Origin of the sequence: Desulfovibrio sp. 1188_IL3213 (assembly GCF_036763145.1) — a bacterium.
Lineage (GTDB): Bacteria > Desulfobacterota > Desulfovibrionia > Desulfovibrionales > Desulfovibrionaceae > Desulfovibrio.
On sequence record NZ_JBAIYR010000025.1, the window covers coordinates 1 to 16,176 of the forward strand.

The 16,176-nt window shown below is 48.0% G+C and carries 12 protein-coding genes and 1 tRNA gene; 10 read left to right on the plus strand and 3 right to left on the minus strand.

All coding sequences use genetic code 11. From position 1 onward, the window contains the following. The first annotated feature begins 524 nt into the window (after positions 1 to 524). The 3 genes from V6C16_RS02865 to V6C16_RS02875 all read left to right on the plus strand — a co-directional run bounded on the left by V6C16_RS02865 (position 525) and on the right by V6C16_RS02875 (position 4,297). Positions 525 to 600: transfer RNA gene (locus V6C16_RS02865), tRNA-Ala, on the plus strand. 818 nt (positions 601 to 1,418) lie between these two features. Continuing rightward, positions 1,419 to 1,649, plus strand: a complete 231-nt coding sequence (locus V6C16_RS02870; RefSeq protein ID WP_302548535.1) for a hypothetical protein — start codon at positions 1,419 to 1,421, stop codon at positions 1,647 to 1,649. 56 nt (positions 1,650 to 1,705) lie between these two features. Beyond that, positions 1,706 to 4,297, plus strand: a complete 2,592-nt coding sequence (locus V6C16_RS02875) for an AAA family ATPase (protein ID WP_333534740.1) — start codon at positions 1,706 to 1,708, stop codon at positions 4,295 to 4,297. A 279-nt stretch (positions 4,298 to 4,576) separates the two neighbouring features. Here the strand turns inward: V6C16_RS02875 and V6C16_RS02880 are convergent, their stop codons facing one another. Both V6C16_RS02880 and V6C16_RS02885 read right to left on the minus strand, forming a co-directional pair. Further along, complete coding sequence (locus V6C16_RS02880; RefSeq protein ID WP_333534741.1) at positions 4,577 to 5,935, minus strand: Y-family DNA polymerase; 1,359 nt, start codon at positions 5,933 to 5,935, stop codon at positions 4,577 to 4,579. Next, complete coding sequence (locus V6C16_RS02885) at positions 5,916 to 6,362, minus strand: LexA family protein (protein WP_333534742.1); 447 nt, start codon at positions 6,360 to 6,362, stop codon at positions 5,916 to 5,918. The genes V6C16_RS02880 and V6C16_RS02885 overlap by 20 nt, the downstream gene beginning before the upstream one ends. A gap of 413 nt (positions 6,363 to 6,775) precedes the next feature. Between V6C16_RS02885 and V6C16_RS02890 the strand changes: the two genes are divergently transcribed. From V6C16_RS02890 to V6C16_RS02900, 3 genes are all read left to right on the plus strand, one after another. After that, complete coding sequence (locus V6C16_RS02890; protein WP_333534743.1) at positions 6,776 to 7,405, plus strand: YagK/YfjJ domain-containing protein; 630 nt, start codon at positions 6,776 to 6,778, stop codon at positions 7,403 to 7,405. A gap of 163 nt (positions 7,406 to 7,568) precedes the next feature. Continuing rightward, positions 7,569 to 8,042: a MucR family transcriptional regulator gene (locus tag V6C16_RS02895; RefSeq protein ID WP_333534744.1), complete on the plus strand. Its 474-nt coding sequence runs from the start codon at positions 7,569 to 7,571 to the stop codon at positions 8,040 to 8,042. Between the two features lie 448 nt (positions 8,043 to 8,490). Next, a complete protein-coding gene (locus tag V6C16_RS02900; protein ID WP_333534745.1) occupies positions 8,491 to 11,259 on the plus strand; it encodes a DNA methyltransferase in 2,769 nt (922 codons plus the stop codon). A 4-nt stretch (positions 11,260 to 11,263) separates the two neighbouring features. Here V6C16_RS02900 and V6C16_RS02905 read toward each other — a convergent pair whose 3' ends face one another. Next, positions 11,264 to 11,542, minus strand: a complete 279-nt coding sequence (locus V6C16_RS02905) for a hypothetical protein (RefSeq protein WP_333542761.1) — start codon at positions 11,540 to 11,542, stop codon at positions 11,264 to 11,266. Between V6C16_RS02905 and V6C16_RS02910 the strand changes: the two genes are divergently transcribed. The 4 genes from V6C16_RS02910 (at position 11,543) to V6C16_RS02925 (ending at position 16,074) form a co-directional block, all read left to right on the plus strand. Further along, entirely contained in the window at positions 11,543 to 13,279 is a 1,737-nt protein-coding gene (locus V6C16_RS02910) for a DEAD/DEAH box helicase (RefSeq protein WP_333542762.1), read from the plus strand. Positions 13,280 to 13,281: 2 nt separating this feature from the next. After that, on the plus strand, positions 13,282 to 14,553 hold the full coding sequence (locus V6C16_RS02915) for a GIY-YIG nuclease family protein (protein ID WP_333534747.1): 1,272 nt from the start codon (positions 13,282 to 13,284) through the stop codon (positions 14,551 to 14,553). A 74-nt stretch (positions 14,554 to 14,627) separates the two neighbouring features. Further along, complete coding sequence (locus V6C16_RS02920; RefSeq protein ID WP_333534748.1) at positions 14,628 to 15,068, plus strand: hypothetical protein; 441 nt, start codon at positions 14,628 to 14,630, stop codon at positions 15,066 to 15,068. Positions 15,069 to 15,240: 172 nt separating this feature from the next. After that, positions 15,241 to 16,074, plus strand: a complete 834-nt coding sequence (locus tag V6C16_RS02925; RefSeq protein ID WP_333534749.1) for a hypothetical protein — start codon at positions 15,241 to 15,243, stop codon at positions 16,072 to 16,074. Positions 16,075 to 16,176 lie beyond the last annotated feature (102 nt).

A 16,176-nucleotide genomic window follows, 5' to 3' on the forward strand; every position in this document is an offset into this window, starting at 1 on the left:
ATCCCGCGCGGATTGCGGATGTGCGGCGGGCCTGGCGCGAGCACCTTCGCAACGGGCATTGCTATGAACACAGGGTGCGGCACATCTGCGAGACGGCCGGGATCACGTGCCCGGTCAGGGCGTAGGAAAAGCAGGCGGTAAACGTCTTGCCAAGGCATTTACCGCCTTTTCGCAAAGCGGCATTGTGGCGGGTTACTCCGTGTCTTTGCGTAGTTATGGGGCCTTGGCTTCAAGGGCTGGACGCATAAAACGGCTTGCAATCCAAGCGGTGTGCCAATCTGTGCTTAAATTTGTGTTTCAATCTGTGTTCCGGCTTGCCGCAGCATGACACGGCGTGACATGACGTGCTGCGCCCGAACCCGTGCCTTGAGCGCCTGCGCCGGGCTGCATGGCGCTTCTGCAGACAGTGTTCACAGGCTCTGTCTGACCATGATGGAAGGGCCGCCGGATCAGGGGACAGGCAAAGCACTTGACAGCGGGACGTGTATTGCCTATTGCTTTCTTTCTGCGCTGTTTATGCGCGTGGGGAAGTAGCTCAGCTGGGAGAGCACCGCCTTCGCAAGGCGGGGGTCGAGGGTTCAAATCCCTTCTTCTCCACCACATTTTCAAGGGGTTACCTGATTACAGGTAACCCCTTCTTTGTTTTCCCAACACCATTCCCAACACGTCTGCTAAAAACCAGAAACAATCAGTAAAAAGCCTCGCGATAGTATGCCCTTCTTTTTTTGAGAGGAGCAGGGCTACGCAAGTAGTTCCTATTCCCAATCTCTTCGTGGTCATCCCCACCATTTCGTCTCATTCACTTTCTGCGTGAAATATTTGGCGTCAGCAACATGAGGGCAGATATATCTGGAGTCATGTTGCCCAGCCATTTTTGCTTTTTGTAGTGTGGCTCGGAACGCCAAAATTTAAAAATCTCCTAGAGCCATGCGCCCTCGCCGTTTTTTAAAAATCGGCGTCATTGCCCATAGCGTACACTCAGAGTACTCGCGAGAATTTTTGTGGAGGAATAGGGAAATGAACGAAAAAGACGCTGTGCTCAAAGAAAAGAGCTTGGATAGATGGCTTGATGAGCGAGAAGTAAGTTGCCTCACAAGGTTGAGCTTGTCAACGCTCAGGGCTCACAGATTTTACGGAAAAGGCATCCCCTACTCAAAAGTAGGAAGGTCTGTCCGCTATAGCTTGGCAGATGTCACGACATTCATGAAATCTCGCCGGGTTGTTCCTGAAAACGCATAAGGAGGAGCATTAATGCAATATGCAAGAGCTCCACCTTAGACAGGATGGAAAATGAGGCTAAGAAAAAAAATTGCCAATGAAAGCTTAGCCTGACGACCCTGTAGCCCGTTTATCGTACCACCGCTTAACCCGTCCCCTCTCCAAAAAGAGAGAGGGGAGAATCAGATATGGAGTCTGCTATGTCGAATGAAAAATCTACAGAACCGCTTGGCAAGGCCATCGCTAGCGCTCAAAGCTATGATGCGAAAAAGATGGATTCTGATACACGTGACGCAATTTCTAGCCTCAGAGAAGAGATGCACGAAATGTTGCAGCTCCCCTCGGAAGATCTGGCCAAGGTTGACTATATCGAATGGAAGTTGGACTGGAAGCCCGTACTGACCTCTCGTCTTTACCCTAAAAAAATCTAGGTTTAATGCCAGGAGAAGCAGGCCAACATCTGCTTCTCCTGCTCATGGAGGGAAAAATGACCTTTGATTATAAAGAAATGGTTAAAGAGGCAATAAAGACAAGCCAACCAGCCACAAGGGTTCGCCAACTCGGTTGCCATGACAAGACTCCTGCCTCGGTGTCCCAAATGACCCTTGATACTACGGCAAGGGTTGCGCCTTTAAGCCGTTGTCATCACTCTTCTCAAGCCTCACTTGCCCAGCAAACGTACACTCGCACGCATTTGAAAAGATTCATCGACAAATGGCCTGCTCGCGATCAGGCCAATAAAGCTGAAGATGGCATTGCGCTGGCAGGAAAGGATTCGTTTTCTTCTGCCTTTACTGCTGCGCTTGGTATGGCGAACACCACCAATATCTGCGGCTTGGATGATGTCCTGATCAAGGCAGCTGTTTTTGAGGCTCTTCTTGAGCGAGAGGCATCTTGCCAGTTCGCTTCCGGCAGCAATGCCAATCTTCGCGCGCTTTTGAATATCAAGGAAAGCCATGGCCGTGAGAGCATGACGGTTTCTGGCGAGCTTGGGCCAGATAACGAACTGAGGTGGACTCTTAACCTCAGAACCACAGGCACCACATGGGCGAGGTTGCTTTGCATGATCTTCAACCTGTCCAGAATGGATGCCTTGGCGACTCTGGCCAATATCCTGAGCATGAGCTTTGATAACCTTTCTAAGCTTTCCAGTGATAGGCATGCTGTTGAATTGAAAGGTGGATCGCGGCCAATAGAAGACGTGCCTGACAGTCTTCATCTGCCTGGACTTCCGGCTGGATCGGCTTGCGCTGAGTTGATGGAGATAAGGTACATCTACGGCAATGCCGGGCAGATAATCGGAGCCATCCTGCGCTATCGGTTGAATGGAAATGATTTCTGTCTCCCTGCCACTGTTGGGCGTGGGGTTCTTTGCATGGGCAAGTACAAACCGACAGCCCATTTCCTTAACCAGCACCTTATGGACCAACACCCGTTCGCTCCGGTCATTTTCTTTCAGGACATGCGTACAGCTCTTGCCTTTGAGCGTATGCTTGGCGAAACGCAAGGTTACGATCCCGAAGAATTCATTATCACAGCTCATTTGGGCACTGACCTTTCCGTACTGCCATGGAACTACTTTCATGGCCATGAGGTTGTGTTTGTACCTGCTCCGACAAAGGTATGCATGGCGATGGTCAAGTTATATAGGGATTACATTATGGGGGCGTGGGCTCAGGATTTTCGGATCTATCCTGGCTTTCTACTTCACTCCAAGCCAAGCTGTGATCTAAAAGAGCATGTAACAGGTGTCACCGATGCAGAGGATGAACTGCTGCGTGGGGCTGTGCGGCTTGATACTGTTGAGCGTCCCACGTGGCTGATGGAACAGGTGGCCAAGAAGGGCTTTTCCTATGATGACTTCGTGGCTTGGGGCCAGAAGTTGGGCATTTTCAAAGCGCCAACAATAGCAACCCATCTGGGCACAACAACTCAGCCCCATGCATTGGCTCCAGCCAACCCTGCCTTAACTCCAGAACGGGCATATAACTTGGCCGACGTAAATCTCTACCACATCCTACGCCCTGGTAGCTATGCGGTACTGATGGGAGCAAAAGGAGCGGGAAAAACTCAGGTTGCTCTCTCTGCCAGCCACTCCATCATCAAGGGTGACATCATGTGGCCCCTTTTCCGAGGCGTCGGCATTAATGCTGGCAATGTTGCCTACATAGACGCAGAAACTCCGCATGACGAGTATTGCGCAAACCTTGAACAACATGGCCTTACCACCGAAACAGGGCATCGTTTTTTTGGACTTTCCAGATTTGGAGATGACCTTCCGGAATTCTGCAATACCTTTTCACTTACGGATGCACAATTTCGTGAGGGCTTGTTTCACTACCTGCTGGAACACAAGTGTCGTTTTGTGTTCCTGGACAACCTCACAGCTTTAATGGGAGATGCTGTTCATCAGGGAAAGGCTGCACAGGAGGTGCTGGACTGGGTGGAGAAGCTCCAGCAGTGCGGACTCTGCGTTGTACTTGTCCATCACAAATTTGAACATGAAGGAGGCATAGCCCACAGCGACAAGGCACGGGGCAGCCAGCTATTTATTATCCGCGCCAGAACGGTCATTGCGCTCGTGAGCCGTACGGAAATCTTGAGAGAAGCCGTTGAAAGTGAAAAAGTGCGTTCGGCAGCTGCAGATGATGGTTTGACCGTTGGTGTGCGCTTCAATGCGAGCAAACCAGCTCCCGTCCTCGAAAAAAGAACTTTCTGGCTCCATCTGCCGCTCGGGGCATCGGAATGGCAGTTTTTGGCGGCTACCGGAGCTGACGGAACGGAAATCCCCTTCCTACCTCCTGCAGATGAGCCAGCGGAGTCCATGGTTTCAGCATATGATGCCAGCGCGGCATCTGAAAATGCGGGGGAGGCAGAGCATTGCGAATTGTCAGAGGAGGAACGCAAGGTCTACGAGTACGCGAAGAGCCACGGAGAAGTTGGCACGAAAGATGCTAAAACACAACTGAGCTATGGTGATACACGGGCTCGTGAAGTTTTGCAGGCGCTGGCCGAAAAAGGCCTTCTCGTCCACAATAATAAAAACGGCCGAGCCACAGCCTACCTGGTGAATAAGTAATTCCACAGGCCCCTATACGAAAAGCGTACATTTGACGATGTACGCTTTTCTTACTTTGAAGCCCCATCTGCCGGTAATGGTACAACGAGATCAACCGCTCAGGGGTATCCATCTATCCTTCGTTTTTCCCTCAAAAATCCCACTCACTATCCCGCACCCTGTCCTTCATACCCTCCACAGGAAGGGCTGTATCCCACGCTTTACCCCTCAAAAATCCCTCTTTTTATCTCTCAAGAGGGATTTTTAAAAAGCCGTCATCAATGATTTAAGGTAGTTGGACTAGCTGCTCTTTTCGGAGGCTACCTCAAAAGGCGTTACTCTACAGGCATAACGTGGGGCAAGTTTATCTCTGCATCTGGCCACAGCCAGTTCCGCCCAATTTGTTGTAGCCCGTGGGGAGCGGTGTTCCTGACGCACATGCCAAGCAGCGTGTTGCGGACCTTCTGCGCCAAAGCGTACAGCCCCTCGACCAAATTTTACATTGATTCTGTCGAGTGCGCCCATCAGGGCATTCGGGTGGGACTGCACATTGGCTTCTGGGTCTGCAAGCAGGCTTCCCTGTAGACCGTTTGCGAGACAGAGGTCGTACAGCATAATACCAGCTTTGGCATAAGCTGGGCCTTCTTTGTAAAGGGATGCCAAAACGCTACGTGCAGCGCGTAGCATGGCAACCGTGTCCGCCGTGGCTGGGAACAGAACTTTTTGGCCTGTTACATCGTGGAAGCAACGCGCGTTATGCCGTGCTGTGCGAATATGCACGCCAATACCACCAGCAACCAACTGATGACGACGAAGGCGCTCGGCGGCCAGCACTGTGAATGTGGATACCGCCTGTTCCAGAGAGGACAGGTCGTGAACACTTTGGCCAAAAGAGCGGGATGACACCAGTGTCCGGCGTATGGGGTTCTCATCTTCATCAATGCACGGAACGCCTCGAAGTTCCATTGCTGTCTTCCAGCCCGTGACCGTAAGATTTTTACGCAGCCAAATATCATCGGCCTGGCGCAAGTCCCATGCGGAAGTTATCCCGACGCCATAGAGCTTCTGAGCCTGACGCCAGCCGATGCCCCAAACGTCCCGAACAGGAAAAGTGCGAAGCACTTCCACAAAGTCAGACTCACCGCCTGTGAAAATGCACACACCAGAAGATTGTTTTGCCAGTCGATTGGCAAGCTTTGCTAAAGTACGTGTGGAGGCGATGCCCACAGAAACCGCAATCCCTGTCCACTGGTGAACAGTCTCACGCAAGGCGCGTGCTACTCCCTCTATGTTGGGCACCAAGGCTCCATCCAGACACAAAAAGGCCTCATCAATAGAGTACTGCTCAACCTGCGGACAAACGTGTTCCAGTGCAGCCATAACCCTGGCGGAGATATCGCCATAGAGCGCATAGTTTGAAGAAAAAACGGCAACATTGTGCTGCCGCAGTAAAGGGCGGGCTTTGAATTCTGGCGTTCCCATGGCAATGCCCAAAGCCTTGGCTTCCTGTGAACGCGCTACAATACAGCCATCATTGTTGGAAAGAACCACCACGGGCTTGTTAGTTAAGTCCGGACGAAAAATCCTTTCGCATGAGGCATAAAAGTTGTTGCAATCCACGAGCGCCCACAAGGGTCGGTTAGAGCTTGTGGACGGCATAGGTCACCACTCCCCATATGTGGACGTATTCGTGCTCGGTGATGTCAATCTCAGGGTAATCTGGATTTTCTGGCATCAGCAAAACGCGCCCTTGACGACGCACCAAGCGCTTCACCGTCAACTCGCCATCCAATGCGGCAATGACGACGCGATTGTGCCCAGCACTCTCTGAGCGATCCACCACAAGCAGGTCGCCATCATGGATGCCCGCATTGATCATGGACTCTCCATGCGCCCGTAAAAAGAAGGTGGCAGCTTCATTGCGCACCAAGTGGCTGTGCAGATCCAACCGCGTATCAAGAAAGTCTTCTGCAGGTGATGGAAAACCTGCTTCCACTGGGGAGAGATATAGAGGCAGCCCCTCCCCTTTCGGGCGTGAAGGATCAGCCTGACCAATAAATTCAAGTCGTATGCCAGCAGTGTTCATGCCCTACAGATAGCTGGATTCAGCCAAGGAGGCAAGAAGCCAAGCTGTCAAAGAAGTTCATTCAACATTCTGAAAAAACAGACTATATCGCAGGCAATTATATGCAGAAAAATTAAAGATACAATTTCTTCACAATCGATCATGCAGAGGTGTTTGAGTGAGACATTCAGGATTAAAGTAATATCTTATATTAATCTAATTAGTTTAATTAATCTAATTCAATTTAAATACAATGGTAAATATAAATAAAGGAGTTAATTTTAAACCGAAGAATGAATGCGAACAATAAAAATTTAACTTCATAACATTATCCTACATATGAAATGTGTTCGCATTAGCAAAGATGCGAACACATATTAAAAATTATCCAAACCAGTATATACAATGAGACTATAAACTAAATGGAGATTACCATGTCAAACAAAACAACATCGTCTAATAAATATCGTGGTTATGACATCAACACAGGAAAAGATAACAACCTAACTTGTAACACAAAAACTCTTGATCAAATTGTTGATACTGTAGAATGCATGACAAAAAAACATTCAAAAGTTCTTTGTACAAGAGTAGATATACACTCTGAACAAGACTCAGAAAATATCATAGGTGGAAAAGAAATGACAAGGATACTTGAAAACACCAAGAGAAATATAAACTCAAAATTTAAAAATTCACCCAACAAGCCTGATCTTCATGTCATTTGGACAACAGAAAAAACATCTGAAGAAAACAACCCTCATTACCATGCACTGTTCCTAGTCAATGGGCATGCCATCCGTAACGGCTTCACGATATACGAAACTGTCAACAAACACGTAAAAAAGAAACTGAACACAGAGAAGGACGGTCTAGTCCATTACTGCGAGAGCAACCAGGGCAATGGAATCATGATCAACAGGAACTCAGAGGATTTTGAACAGCAGAAGAACGATGCTGTCCATGCAGCAAGTTACCTGGCTAAAACAAGATCCAAGGAACACAACCCCAAGGGTTCAAGAGTGTCCTCTTCAAGTAGACTAAACAAGGCTAAAAAGAAGTAAACCATGCCGTATACGCCGACTTACAGAGTCAATGTTCAGCAAGAAAATAATAACCTTGTCTATAACAAGTTTTCATTTGCTCTACAGATTATTTTTCTATAGGTGATGGAGAAAGATTCTTTATACACACATCTTCATCAAACTTCACACAGGAGAACATCCTATGGCCCTTGAAGACAAAGACTTGTTCAATGCCATCTTTAACAAATACAGTGATCAGCCCATTGAATTCATCATGGAGCAATATGAAAAAGCCAAAATACTGAATATAGCTATTGAGAAAAGACAGCAGAGCCAGCCTGTTACCACGGATGCAGAATCTGCTACAGATGCCATGACGGAACCTTCCAACGCTGAAAATGTCACTCCCAAGAAAAAATATACCAAGCGTGATCTTGTTGTAAAACCTCAAGCAGCCATCACGGATGAGCATATCAAATGCTGTATCTGTGGCCAGGAGAGGAGCATCCTCACTTCCAGACATCTTGCACAGCACGGCATCACCGTAGACGAGTACAAGACGCTGTGCAGGTATGATGCCAAGCAGCCCCTCATGTCCAACAACCGTATAGAACATGCCAGAGTCGTCATCGCTAAGGCGCAACAAGCAAGGAAGGCCAAAAAGGCTTCCGAGTAGCCCACCAGCAGACTACTCTCACCTCACCATACTGTGGGTGCTGCACAACAACGCAGCACCCATCAGTATACTTTGAGATTGTCATGCGGATGTAAACTATTTTTCTATATGGGCACCCTCTAGGGCGAGCACTGCATTGCAACAAGAACAATGAATCTTTCAAGGGGTATCTGCAGACACCATCTAATCGCTTCAACGTTCGGTGCTGTTGCTCTTCTTTGCCATTTGCAGCATACTTCCATTGTGACGAGCAGTAGTCAGGGCACCGCGCCCTAAATGAACTTGAAAGGCTGAACTTACGGATGAAGATAAAAATGGGCTGATAGCGGCGCTTGAAAACATGCGGGTAGCTATTGAAATGGTTATACATAGCAATACAAAAATTTTGTGACGATTTGGCTTTCAAAACTATACAACCTCTAAAGACATGGGGTAGGCTGGAGGACACATGGCGGCTCTCAATCAGGCAAAAATCATCAACGCGTTGGAAACGATTGTGGATGAAGCGCGGGAAGACTTTATATTTTCCTTTCTCTTAGCCTACGGTATGCCCAAAGCCACCATCAAGCGCCTCCAAATGGGCGACAAGCAACGCAATGTCGCGCAGGTCGCCGGGGATGTTGCCGTTGCGCAAAAAATATACTTCCACCCGCTGCAAAAAGGAGAGGATCCGCAAGGATCTTTGGAACGTATTCTTGCTCTGCCTTTGATTGCGCAGCACAAAATTCGTTTTGTCATGGTAACGGACTTCAAAACCGTGTTGGCCTATGACGGCAAGGTCGACGACTTCACTGAATTTGATTTTGACGATTTCAAAACCAATTTTGAGTTCTTTTTGCCCCTGACCGGACAGTACGAAAAGGCCGTTGCCTACGCCGAGCACCCCGCCGATGTCAAAGCGTGTGAAAAGATGGGGCGGCTGTACGACTCCATCCAAGCCACCAACCATTATGAGAGCGATGATCTTCACACGCTCAATGTGTTCCTTACTCGGCTGCTGTTTTGCTTCTTTGCGGAAGATACAGGCATTTTTCCCCAGTCAAACCAGATGACCCATGCGGTCAAGTCGCTCACCAAAGAAGACGGTTCCGACCTCACGGAATTTTTTGAAACGCTGTTCACGGTGCTGAACCTTCCGGACCAGGCTCCAGAGCGGAAAGATTTGTCCGCAACATTCCAAACTTTTCCCTATGTCAACGGAGGTCTTTTTGCAGAACACTGCCGCATTCCCAAATTTGATAGCAAGGCGAGGCGCTTGCTTCTGGATTGCGGCAATATGTCCTGGAGAGATATCTCTCCGGTTATTTTTGGTTCCATGTTTCAGGCGGTCATGGACCCGGAGAAAAGGCGTTCACTGGGGGCGCATTACACCAGCGAGAAAAACATACTCAAGGTCGTGCGTCCGCTTTTTCTTGATGCGCTGTATGAAGAATTTGAGCAGATTGCGGCACAGGTGACTGGAAAGAGAAGATCGCAAGCCCTTAAAAATTTTCAGAAAAAATTGAGTTCGCTTGGTTTTCTTGACCCGGCCTGCGGGTGCGGCAACTTCTTGGTGGTGTCCTATCGTGAGTTGCGGGAGTTGGAACTCAAGGTGTTGCTGGCTATTCGCAAGGATGAACCGCCCAAAACACAAGTTATGGACGTTCGTTTACTCTCCAAGGTTACGATTAACCAGTTTTACGGCATAGAGCTGGAAGAGTTTCCCGTTGAAATTGCCCGCGTTTCCATGTGGCTCATGGAGCATGTGATGAACGTGAAGTTCGGTGAAGCATTCGGCTCGGTGTTTCCGTCAATTCCTTTGCAACACTCTGCGGAGATCGTTTGTGCCAATGCTCTCGCCGTTTCTTGGGATGACCTTTTTCCGGTTGAAAAGCTGCACTATATTTTAGGTAACCCGCCATTTGGCGGGGCACGCGTAATAACAGCCGAGCAAAAAGATCAATTGATGCAGGTTTTTTCTGGGGTTAGCGGGGCAAGTAATTTAGATTATGTGACAGCGTGGTATAAAAAAACAGCTGATGTGATGAGGTGCAATGCGATGGTCCGCGCTGCCTTTGTTTCCACAAACTCTATATGTCAAGGCGAACAAGTAGCTATTTTGTGGCAACATATGCTCAATGCCTACGGCATAAAAATCCATTTTGCATATCGTACATTTAAATGGGGCAATGAAGCACGAGGAAACGCCGCTGTGCATTGTGTAATTGTCGGCTTCGGGCGCAATGACTGGGCAGATAAAATGCTTTACAATAGTGACGGAAATGTAATCTCCGCCAAAAAAATTAATGGATATCTTGTTGAAGCCGCTGATGTATTTATTGAAAACAGAAAGTTCCCACTATGTGATATTCCCAAGGTAGATTTTGGAAATATGCCCAATGATGCAAAAGGGTTGCTTAGTAAATATTCAAATGAAGAAAAAAATGATATTTTAAGGCAATACCCTGAGATGACCAAATGGTTTAGGCTTTTTTGGGGTGCAGATGAGTTTATAAATGGCATTGAGAGGTGGTGTCTTTGGCTAAAGGATGCTGAACCTTCAGAGATAAATAACCAGGTATTTCTGCGAGATATTTTGCAAAGAATCAAAGATAAAAGATTGGGCAGTAAAAGAGTGGCAACGAAAATATTGGCAGAAACGCCGCATTTATTTGGTGAAATACGTCAACCAAAAAATAATTATATTTTAATTCCGCGTCATTCATCTGAAAAAAGAAAATATATTCCTATCGGTTTTATTTCTCCCGATATTATTTCTGGAGATTCAAACATTGTAATGCCCAATGCTACTCTTTACCATTTTGGAATACTCACTTCCCTCGCACACATGACTTGGATGCGCACAGTATGTGGAAGATTAAAAAGCGACTATAGATATTCAGCTTCCTTAGTTTACAACACGTTCCCATGGCCCACGCCCACCGGACCCCAAAAAAAACATATAGAAACTCTCGCGGAAAACATCTTGCTAACCCGCGAAATGTACCCGGACATGACCCTTGCCGACATGTACGACCCGGACAAGATGCCGGAACCCTTACGGGAAGCACATACCGCCCTGGATATTGCCGTGGATGCCTTATACCGCAAAAAGCCTTTTGCCAGTGACGAAGAACGCTTGCAGCTTCTTTTTGCGCTGTATGAAAAATTGGTAGCAAAAAATCCCCAGAACGAGGCCGCAAATATCGGTGCAGAGGACGCGAGCGATGACAACTGAGCTTTTAACCGTTCACTATGGGCAAACAGGGCAAAGCACCGCGCAAAATCCTATGGGTATGCGCGAGATGCAAGCGCGGGCCTATGCAGCCAGAAACGCGCAATATCTGCTGCTTAAAGCGCCCCCGGCCTCCGGTAAATCCCGCGCCTTGATGTTTCTGGCCCTCGATAAAGTGATGAATCAGGGGCTGCACAAAGCCATTGTCGCTGTGCCGGAAATTTCCATTGGCGGCTCGTTTGCCAATACCAATCTGAGCGCCTTCGGCTTTTTTGCCGACTGGCATGTGGATGCCGGGTACAACCTTTGTACCCTCGGTAATGAATGGAAAATCAATAAGCTCATTGAATTTTTGGACGACCCCGAAGCCCGTTTCCTGTTATGCACTCATTCCACTCTGCGTAATGCCTATGAACGTCTTGGCGATGCCCGCAAGTTTGACAATATGCTTATCGCCATTGACGAATTTCACCATACCTCGGCGGAAGAAGGGAACAAGCTGGGCGCAATGGTGGATGGGCTGATCCGCAATTCATCGGCCCACATTGTCGCCATGACAGGTTCCTATTTTCGCGGCGATCAAGTTCCCATTTTGCCCCCAGAAGCAGAGGCCCTGTTCACGCAAGTGACCTATACGTACTACGAACAGCTAAATGGCTACAAGCATCTGAAATCTCTTGGGCTTGGCTATCATTTCTATCAGGGCCGCTACTTTGAAGCCATGAAAGAAGTGCTGGATTTGAACAAAAAAACCATTGTCCATATTCCCAATGTCAATTCGGCGGAATCTACAGGCCAGAAATATTCCGAAGTGGATTATGTGCTGGATGCCATTGGTGAGGTGAAAGATAAAGACCCTAAAACGGGCATCATGACGCTGAAAACCCGTGACGGCAAATTGCTCAAGGTTGCGGATTTGGTTACGGACGATCCCATGCGGGTTAACGTGCTGTCCTTCTTGCGCGATATACGGCAGCGGGATGAAATGGACATTATTATTGCTCTGGGCATGGCCAAAGAAGGCTTCGACTGGCCCTGGTGCGAGCATGTACTGACCATTGGCTACCGTTCCTCCCTGACAGAAGTTGTGCAAATTATTGGTCGCGCCACGCGCGATTGCGAAGGCAAAAGTCACGCGCAGTTTACCAACCTGATCGCGCAGCCGGATGCGGAAGACGAAGACGTAAAAAACTCCGTCAACAATATGCTCAAAGCGATTACGTTGTCATTGCTGATGCGCGAAGTGTTGGCTCCGAATATCACGTTCCGGCCTCGTTCCTTGCTGCGCGAAGGCGAAACGCTCCAGCCCGGTGATATTGTCATTGACGACTCAGAAGCGCCAATATCGCCGCGTGTGCATGAAATTTTGAATTCCGGCGGCATTGAGCAGATCGTAACGACGCTGCTGAATACCCCGGAGGCGGTCAATCCGGTGATAGCAGCGCCGGACGAGCACAAAATCCTTACCGAAGCGGCAATGCCCAGAATCATTACGCAACTCTTTCCTGATTTACCGCCGGAAGATGTGTCGATGCTTAACGACCTTGCTCAAACGCAAATGGTTATTACCGCCAACGGCGGCCTGGTTACGGAGCTGCCGCCGGGGGCAGAGGTTATCCCAGGTGATACTACGACCGATAGGGATGACGGCCCCTCCAATTCCGCAGGCGCTCTGGCTTTTCTGCGGGTGGGGGAAAAGTTCATCAATGTGAGTTCGCTGAATATCGATTTAATTGAAAGCGTCAACCCGTTTCAGGGCGCGTATGAGATTCTCTCCAAGTCTGTTACCGCGCCCATGCTGAAAACCATTCAGGATCAAGTCACTGCCCAGCGCAGCAGTGTGAGCGAAGAAGAAGCCGTGTTGCTTTGGCCCAGAATCAAGGATTTCAAACGCCAGTTCGGAGTTGAACCATCGTTGAACGCCACGGATGCCTATGAGCGGCGGCTGGCGGAAGTGCTGGCCTATGTGCGGAACAAAAAAGCCCAACAGATCCAGGCCGCGCAAGCCGCAAAAACGGAGTAGTCGTGAAGCTCCGCTCCGCGCCACGTTCCATGGCAACTTCTCTGGATGCCATTTTTGACGAAGAAGATGACCTTGGTCTGCTCGCCGGAGTAGTGCCTACAAAGAAAAAGAATGCGGCAACTACGGATTCGTCGGTTTCCGCGTTTTTGGAGCTTGTCGCCTTTTTTGAAGTACACAAGCGGGAGCCGGATGAAAACAAGCCGGAAGAGAAGCCCCTTGCATGGCGCTTGAAGGGGTACAGGACGCGTCCTGAACTGCGCGTAAAAGTCTTGGAGTATGACAATGTTGGGCTGTTGAGCGAAAAGGCGGCTGCTCCTGTTCCCTGCAAATCATTGCCAGACGCGCCTGTTGCTGTGAGGGAAGTTACTTCCCTGGAGGATATTTTCGATGATGACGATGACCTTGGCTTGCTTGGTGGCATAGATACTTCCATTTTTACCGCCACGCCTGCCAGGCCACTCACAGATAAGGATATGCCGGACGAAATAGCCAGCCGCAAGGCGTGCGAAGACTTTTACCTGTATGAAAAACTCTTTCAGGATGTGCAGGGCGTTCTTAATACCAAGGCCGTCATGCTGGAGCGGTTTTCCAGTGAGTCCGAAGCTGCTGTCGGACAAATGTTCATTCTACGGGGGCAACTCTGTTATGTAGACAGGATTCTCAAGGAGGATACGTCTGATTCCAAAAGGGATAACCCTCGGCTGCGCGTTATCTTTGAAAACGGCACAGAGGCCGATTTGCTCAAACGTTCTCTCGCCCGTGCTTTGTATAAAGACCCGCACAGTCGGCGGGTCAATTTTGATCTAAATCTGTTTTCCGACAAGTCTTTCACCATTTCGCATGGCGATAAACCCACAGGGTATATTTATATTTTGGGTTCAGAAACAACGGCTCCGGCACTTGCCAGCCTGAAAACCACCGGCAAATTGGTGAAAATAGGCTACTCAAGTCAGGACGTTCATGAGCGCATCAAAAACGCTCAAACCGATCCCACCTACCTTGAAGCTCCGGTACGTTTACTGGCCCAAATAGAGTGCTTCAACCTTAATCCACAAAAATTTGAAAACCTTATCCATGCGTTTTTGTATCAGCAGCGGCTGAAAATGACTCTTATCAGCGCCAGTGGCAAACCCTACCACCCCGAAGAATGGTTTGCCGTCAGCGTGGAAACTGCTGTTGAAGTCTGCAATCGCATAATCGATGGAACTATAGTGCAGTACCGTATGGACAATACGGCAGGAGTGATTGTGAAAAAGCACGCAGCACTAAAATAATGATGCACCGACCGCAATGTAAATTGCCCTACGAATCATGTTTCGGTCACATTATTTCATCCAGGGGTACCCCAATGAACACGAGTAGCTTGACACTAACGCAGATTTTGGCCGTTTGGGGTGCTTTGCTCTCAACGTTTTTAGCGGGTGTAAAGTTTTGGGAACTTTGGAATAACCGTTTAAAAGTAGATAGTTATGCGACTTGGACAGGAAGTGAGGAAGAGGGGCACACAATAACAATACGCAACTTATCACATTTTCCGATAATGTTGGTAGGATGGGAATTATTTTATCGGCAACAAAAATTTCTTATTCCTCAGGATGAAATAATTGAAAGGAATGATTTTGATTGGAGTGATAACACTATCAATCCTGTATCTGTTTTTTCGTTAAATTTTAAAGGACAAGATTATTTTTCAATACGTAAGACTTCGGAAGGAAATAGTATATATATTAAATTATATTTTTCTGGACATAATGCTATAATACGACGAATTTACAAAGCAAAAATATAATATTCAATTTTACTCATTATGCTGTGTTTGAGATTTTGCGCTCCCGAAAAAGTATGCCATTGAACAATTCGTGTTCCTGGCATAGGAGCACAAGAATGAAGCGTAGTAGATTCACCGAAGAGTAGATTATTGGGATGATATTGCTGCAGGCAGAGACAGGAGTACGAAGTAAATGACTCACCTTATGACCGAGCAGTGTGAGATCGATAACGATTGTACTGGAGAACGCTGGCAAGTTCTTGATGATGAGCAAATCGCACGTTTGATTGCTATCATTGCAATGGGACAGGTTGCCCAAGCAAGTCATATCCTATCAGAACTGGTACCAGCAACACCAGCTTTCACCACTCCTGAATTAAAAACCGAAGCCCAAATTAGACTGACCATTCAGGATAGAAAACAAACAGTGAGAACTGGCTATCCCCGTCCTCAGCGCGATGGTTTTATTTTTGAGGCAATCTCGTGGATTGCCGCTCGGCAAATCTATGGTAAAGAGGCGTATATAAGAGCTCCTCATGTCAGTGCCACGTCGCAGGGACTTGACGGACTGATGATAGAGCTATCGAATGTTAAAACTCAAATCAGTAGAGTTACAATATTCGAAGATAAATGCACAGAAGACCCTGTTGCAGCCTTCAAATATAAAGTGATACCAGCTTTTCAAGATCGGCACGTCAACAAGAGAAGTGCTGAAATTATTGCAGTTGCTACTGTTTTGCTTGGGCAAGCTGGCCTTGATGACGGAACTGCCGCCTGCCTTGCCTCGGCTGTGACCGACCGAGCAAAAAGGCGATATCGTGCCGCTTTTGCTGTCACCACGGATTTTGATAGCGATTACGGCAGGAAACAAATTTTTGCAGACTATAATAAAATCACAGAGATTAGACAGGATCAGCGGCTAGCTGCTTGCCTGGTCGTTCCCCCTCCATTGCGTGCTTGGTTTGATCGGGTTGCAGAGATTGCAATTAAATACATTGAATCTCATTGCTGTCCGGCTAAGGGGTAACAAAAAAGTCCAAAATCTCAGCAGTATGTGGTATAAGAAGTTACCACAACAACTTGCCACACAAGGAGATTTTGGACTTGAGCCATCATACTACACTCTTCT

What these genes read in the sequence shown, in the direction of transcription:
- V6C16_RS02870 (WP_302548535.1), top strand. Translation starts at nt 1,419, where the DNA reads ATGTCGAATGAAAAATCTACAGAACCGCTTGGCAAGGCCATCGCTAGC.
- V6C16_RS02885 (WP_333534742.1), bottom strand. Translation starts at nt 6,362, where the DNA reads ATGAACACTGCTGGCATACGACTTGAATTTATTGGTCAGGCTGATCCT.
- V6C16_RS02895 (WP_333534744.1), top strand. Translation starts at nt 7,569, where the DNA reads ATGGCCCTTGAAGACAAAGACTTGTTCAATGCCATCTTTAACAAATAC.
- V6C16_RS02920 (WP_333534748.1), top strand. Translation starts at nt 14,628, where the DNA reads ATGAACACGAGTAGCTTGACACTAACGCAGATTTTGGCCGTTTGGGGT.
- V6C16_RS02900 (WP_333534745.1), top strand. Translation starts at nt 8,491, where the DNA reads ATGGCGGCTCTCAATCAGGCAAAAATCATCAACGCGTTGGAAACGATT.
- V6C16_RS02890 (WP_333534743.1), top strand. Translation starts at nt 6,776, where the DNA reads ATGTCAAACAAAACAACATCGTCTAATAAATATCGTGGTTATGACATC.
- V6C16_RS02875 (WP_333534740.1), top strand. Translation starts at nt 1,706, where the DNA reads ATGACCTTTGATTATAAAGAAATGGTTAAAGAGGCAATAAAGACAAGC.
- V6C16_RS02925 (WP_333534749.1), top strand. Translation starts at nt 15,241, where the DNA reads ATGACTCACCTTATGACCGAGCAGTGTGAGATCGATAACGATTGTACT.
- V6C16_RS02880 (WP_333534741.1), bottom strand. Translation starts at nt 5,935, where the DNA reads ATGCCGTCCACAAGCTCTAACCGACCCTTGTGGGCGCTCGTGGATTGC.
- V6C16_RS02905 (WP_333542761.1), bottom strand. Translation starts at nt 11,542, where the DNA reads ATGCCAGTCGGCAAAAAAGCCGAAGGCGCTCAGATTGGTATTGGCAAA.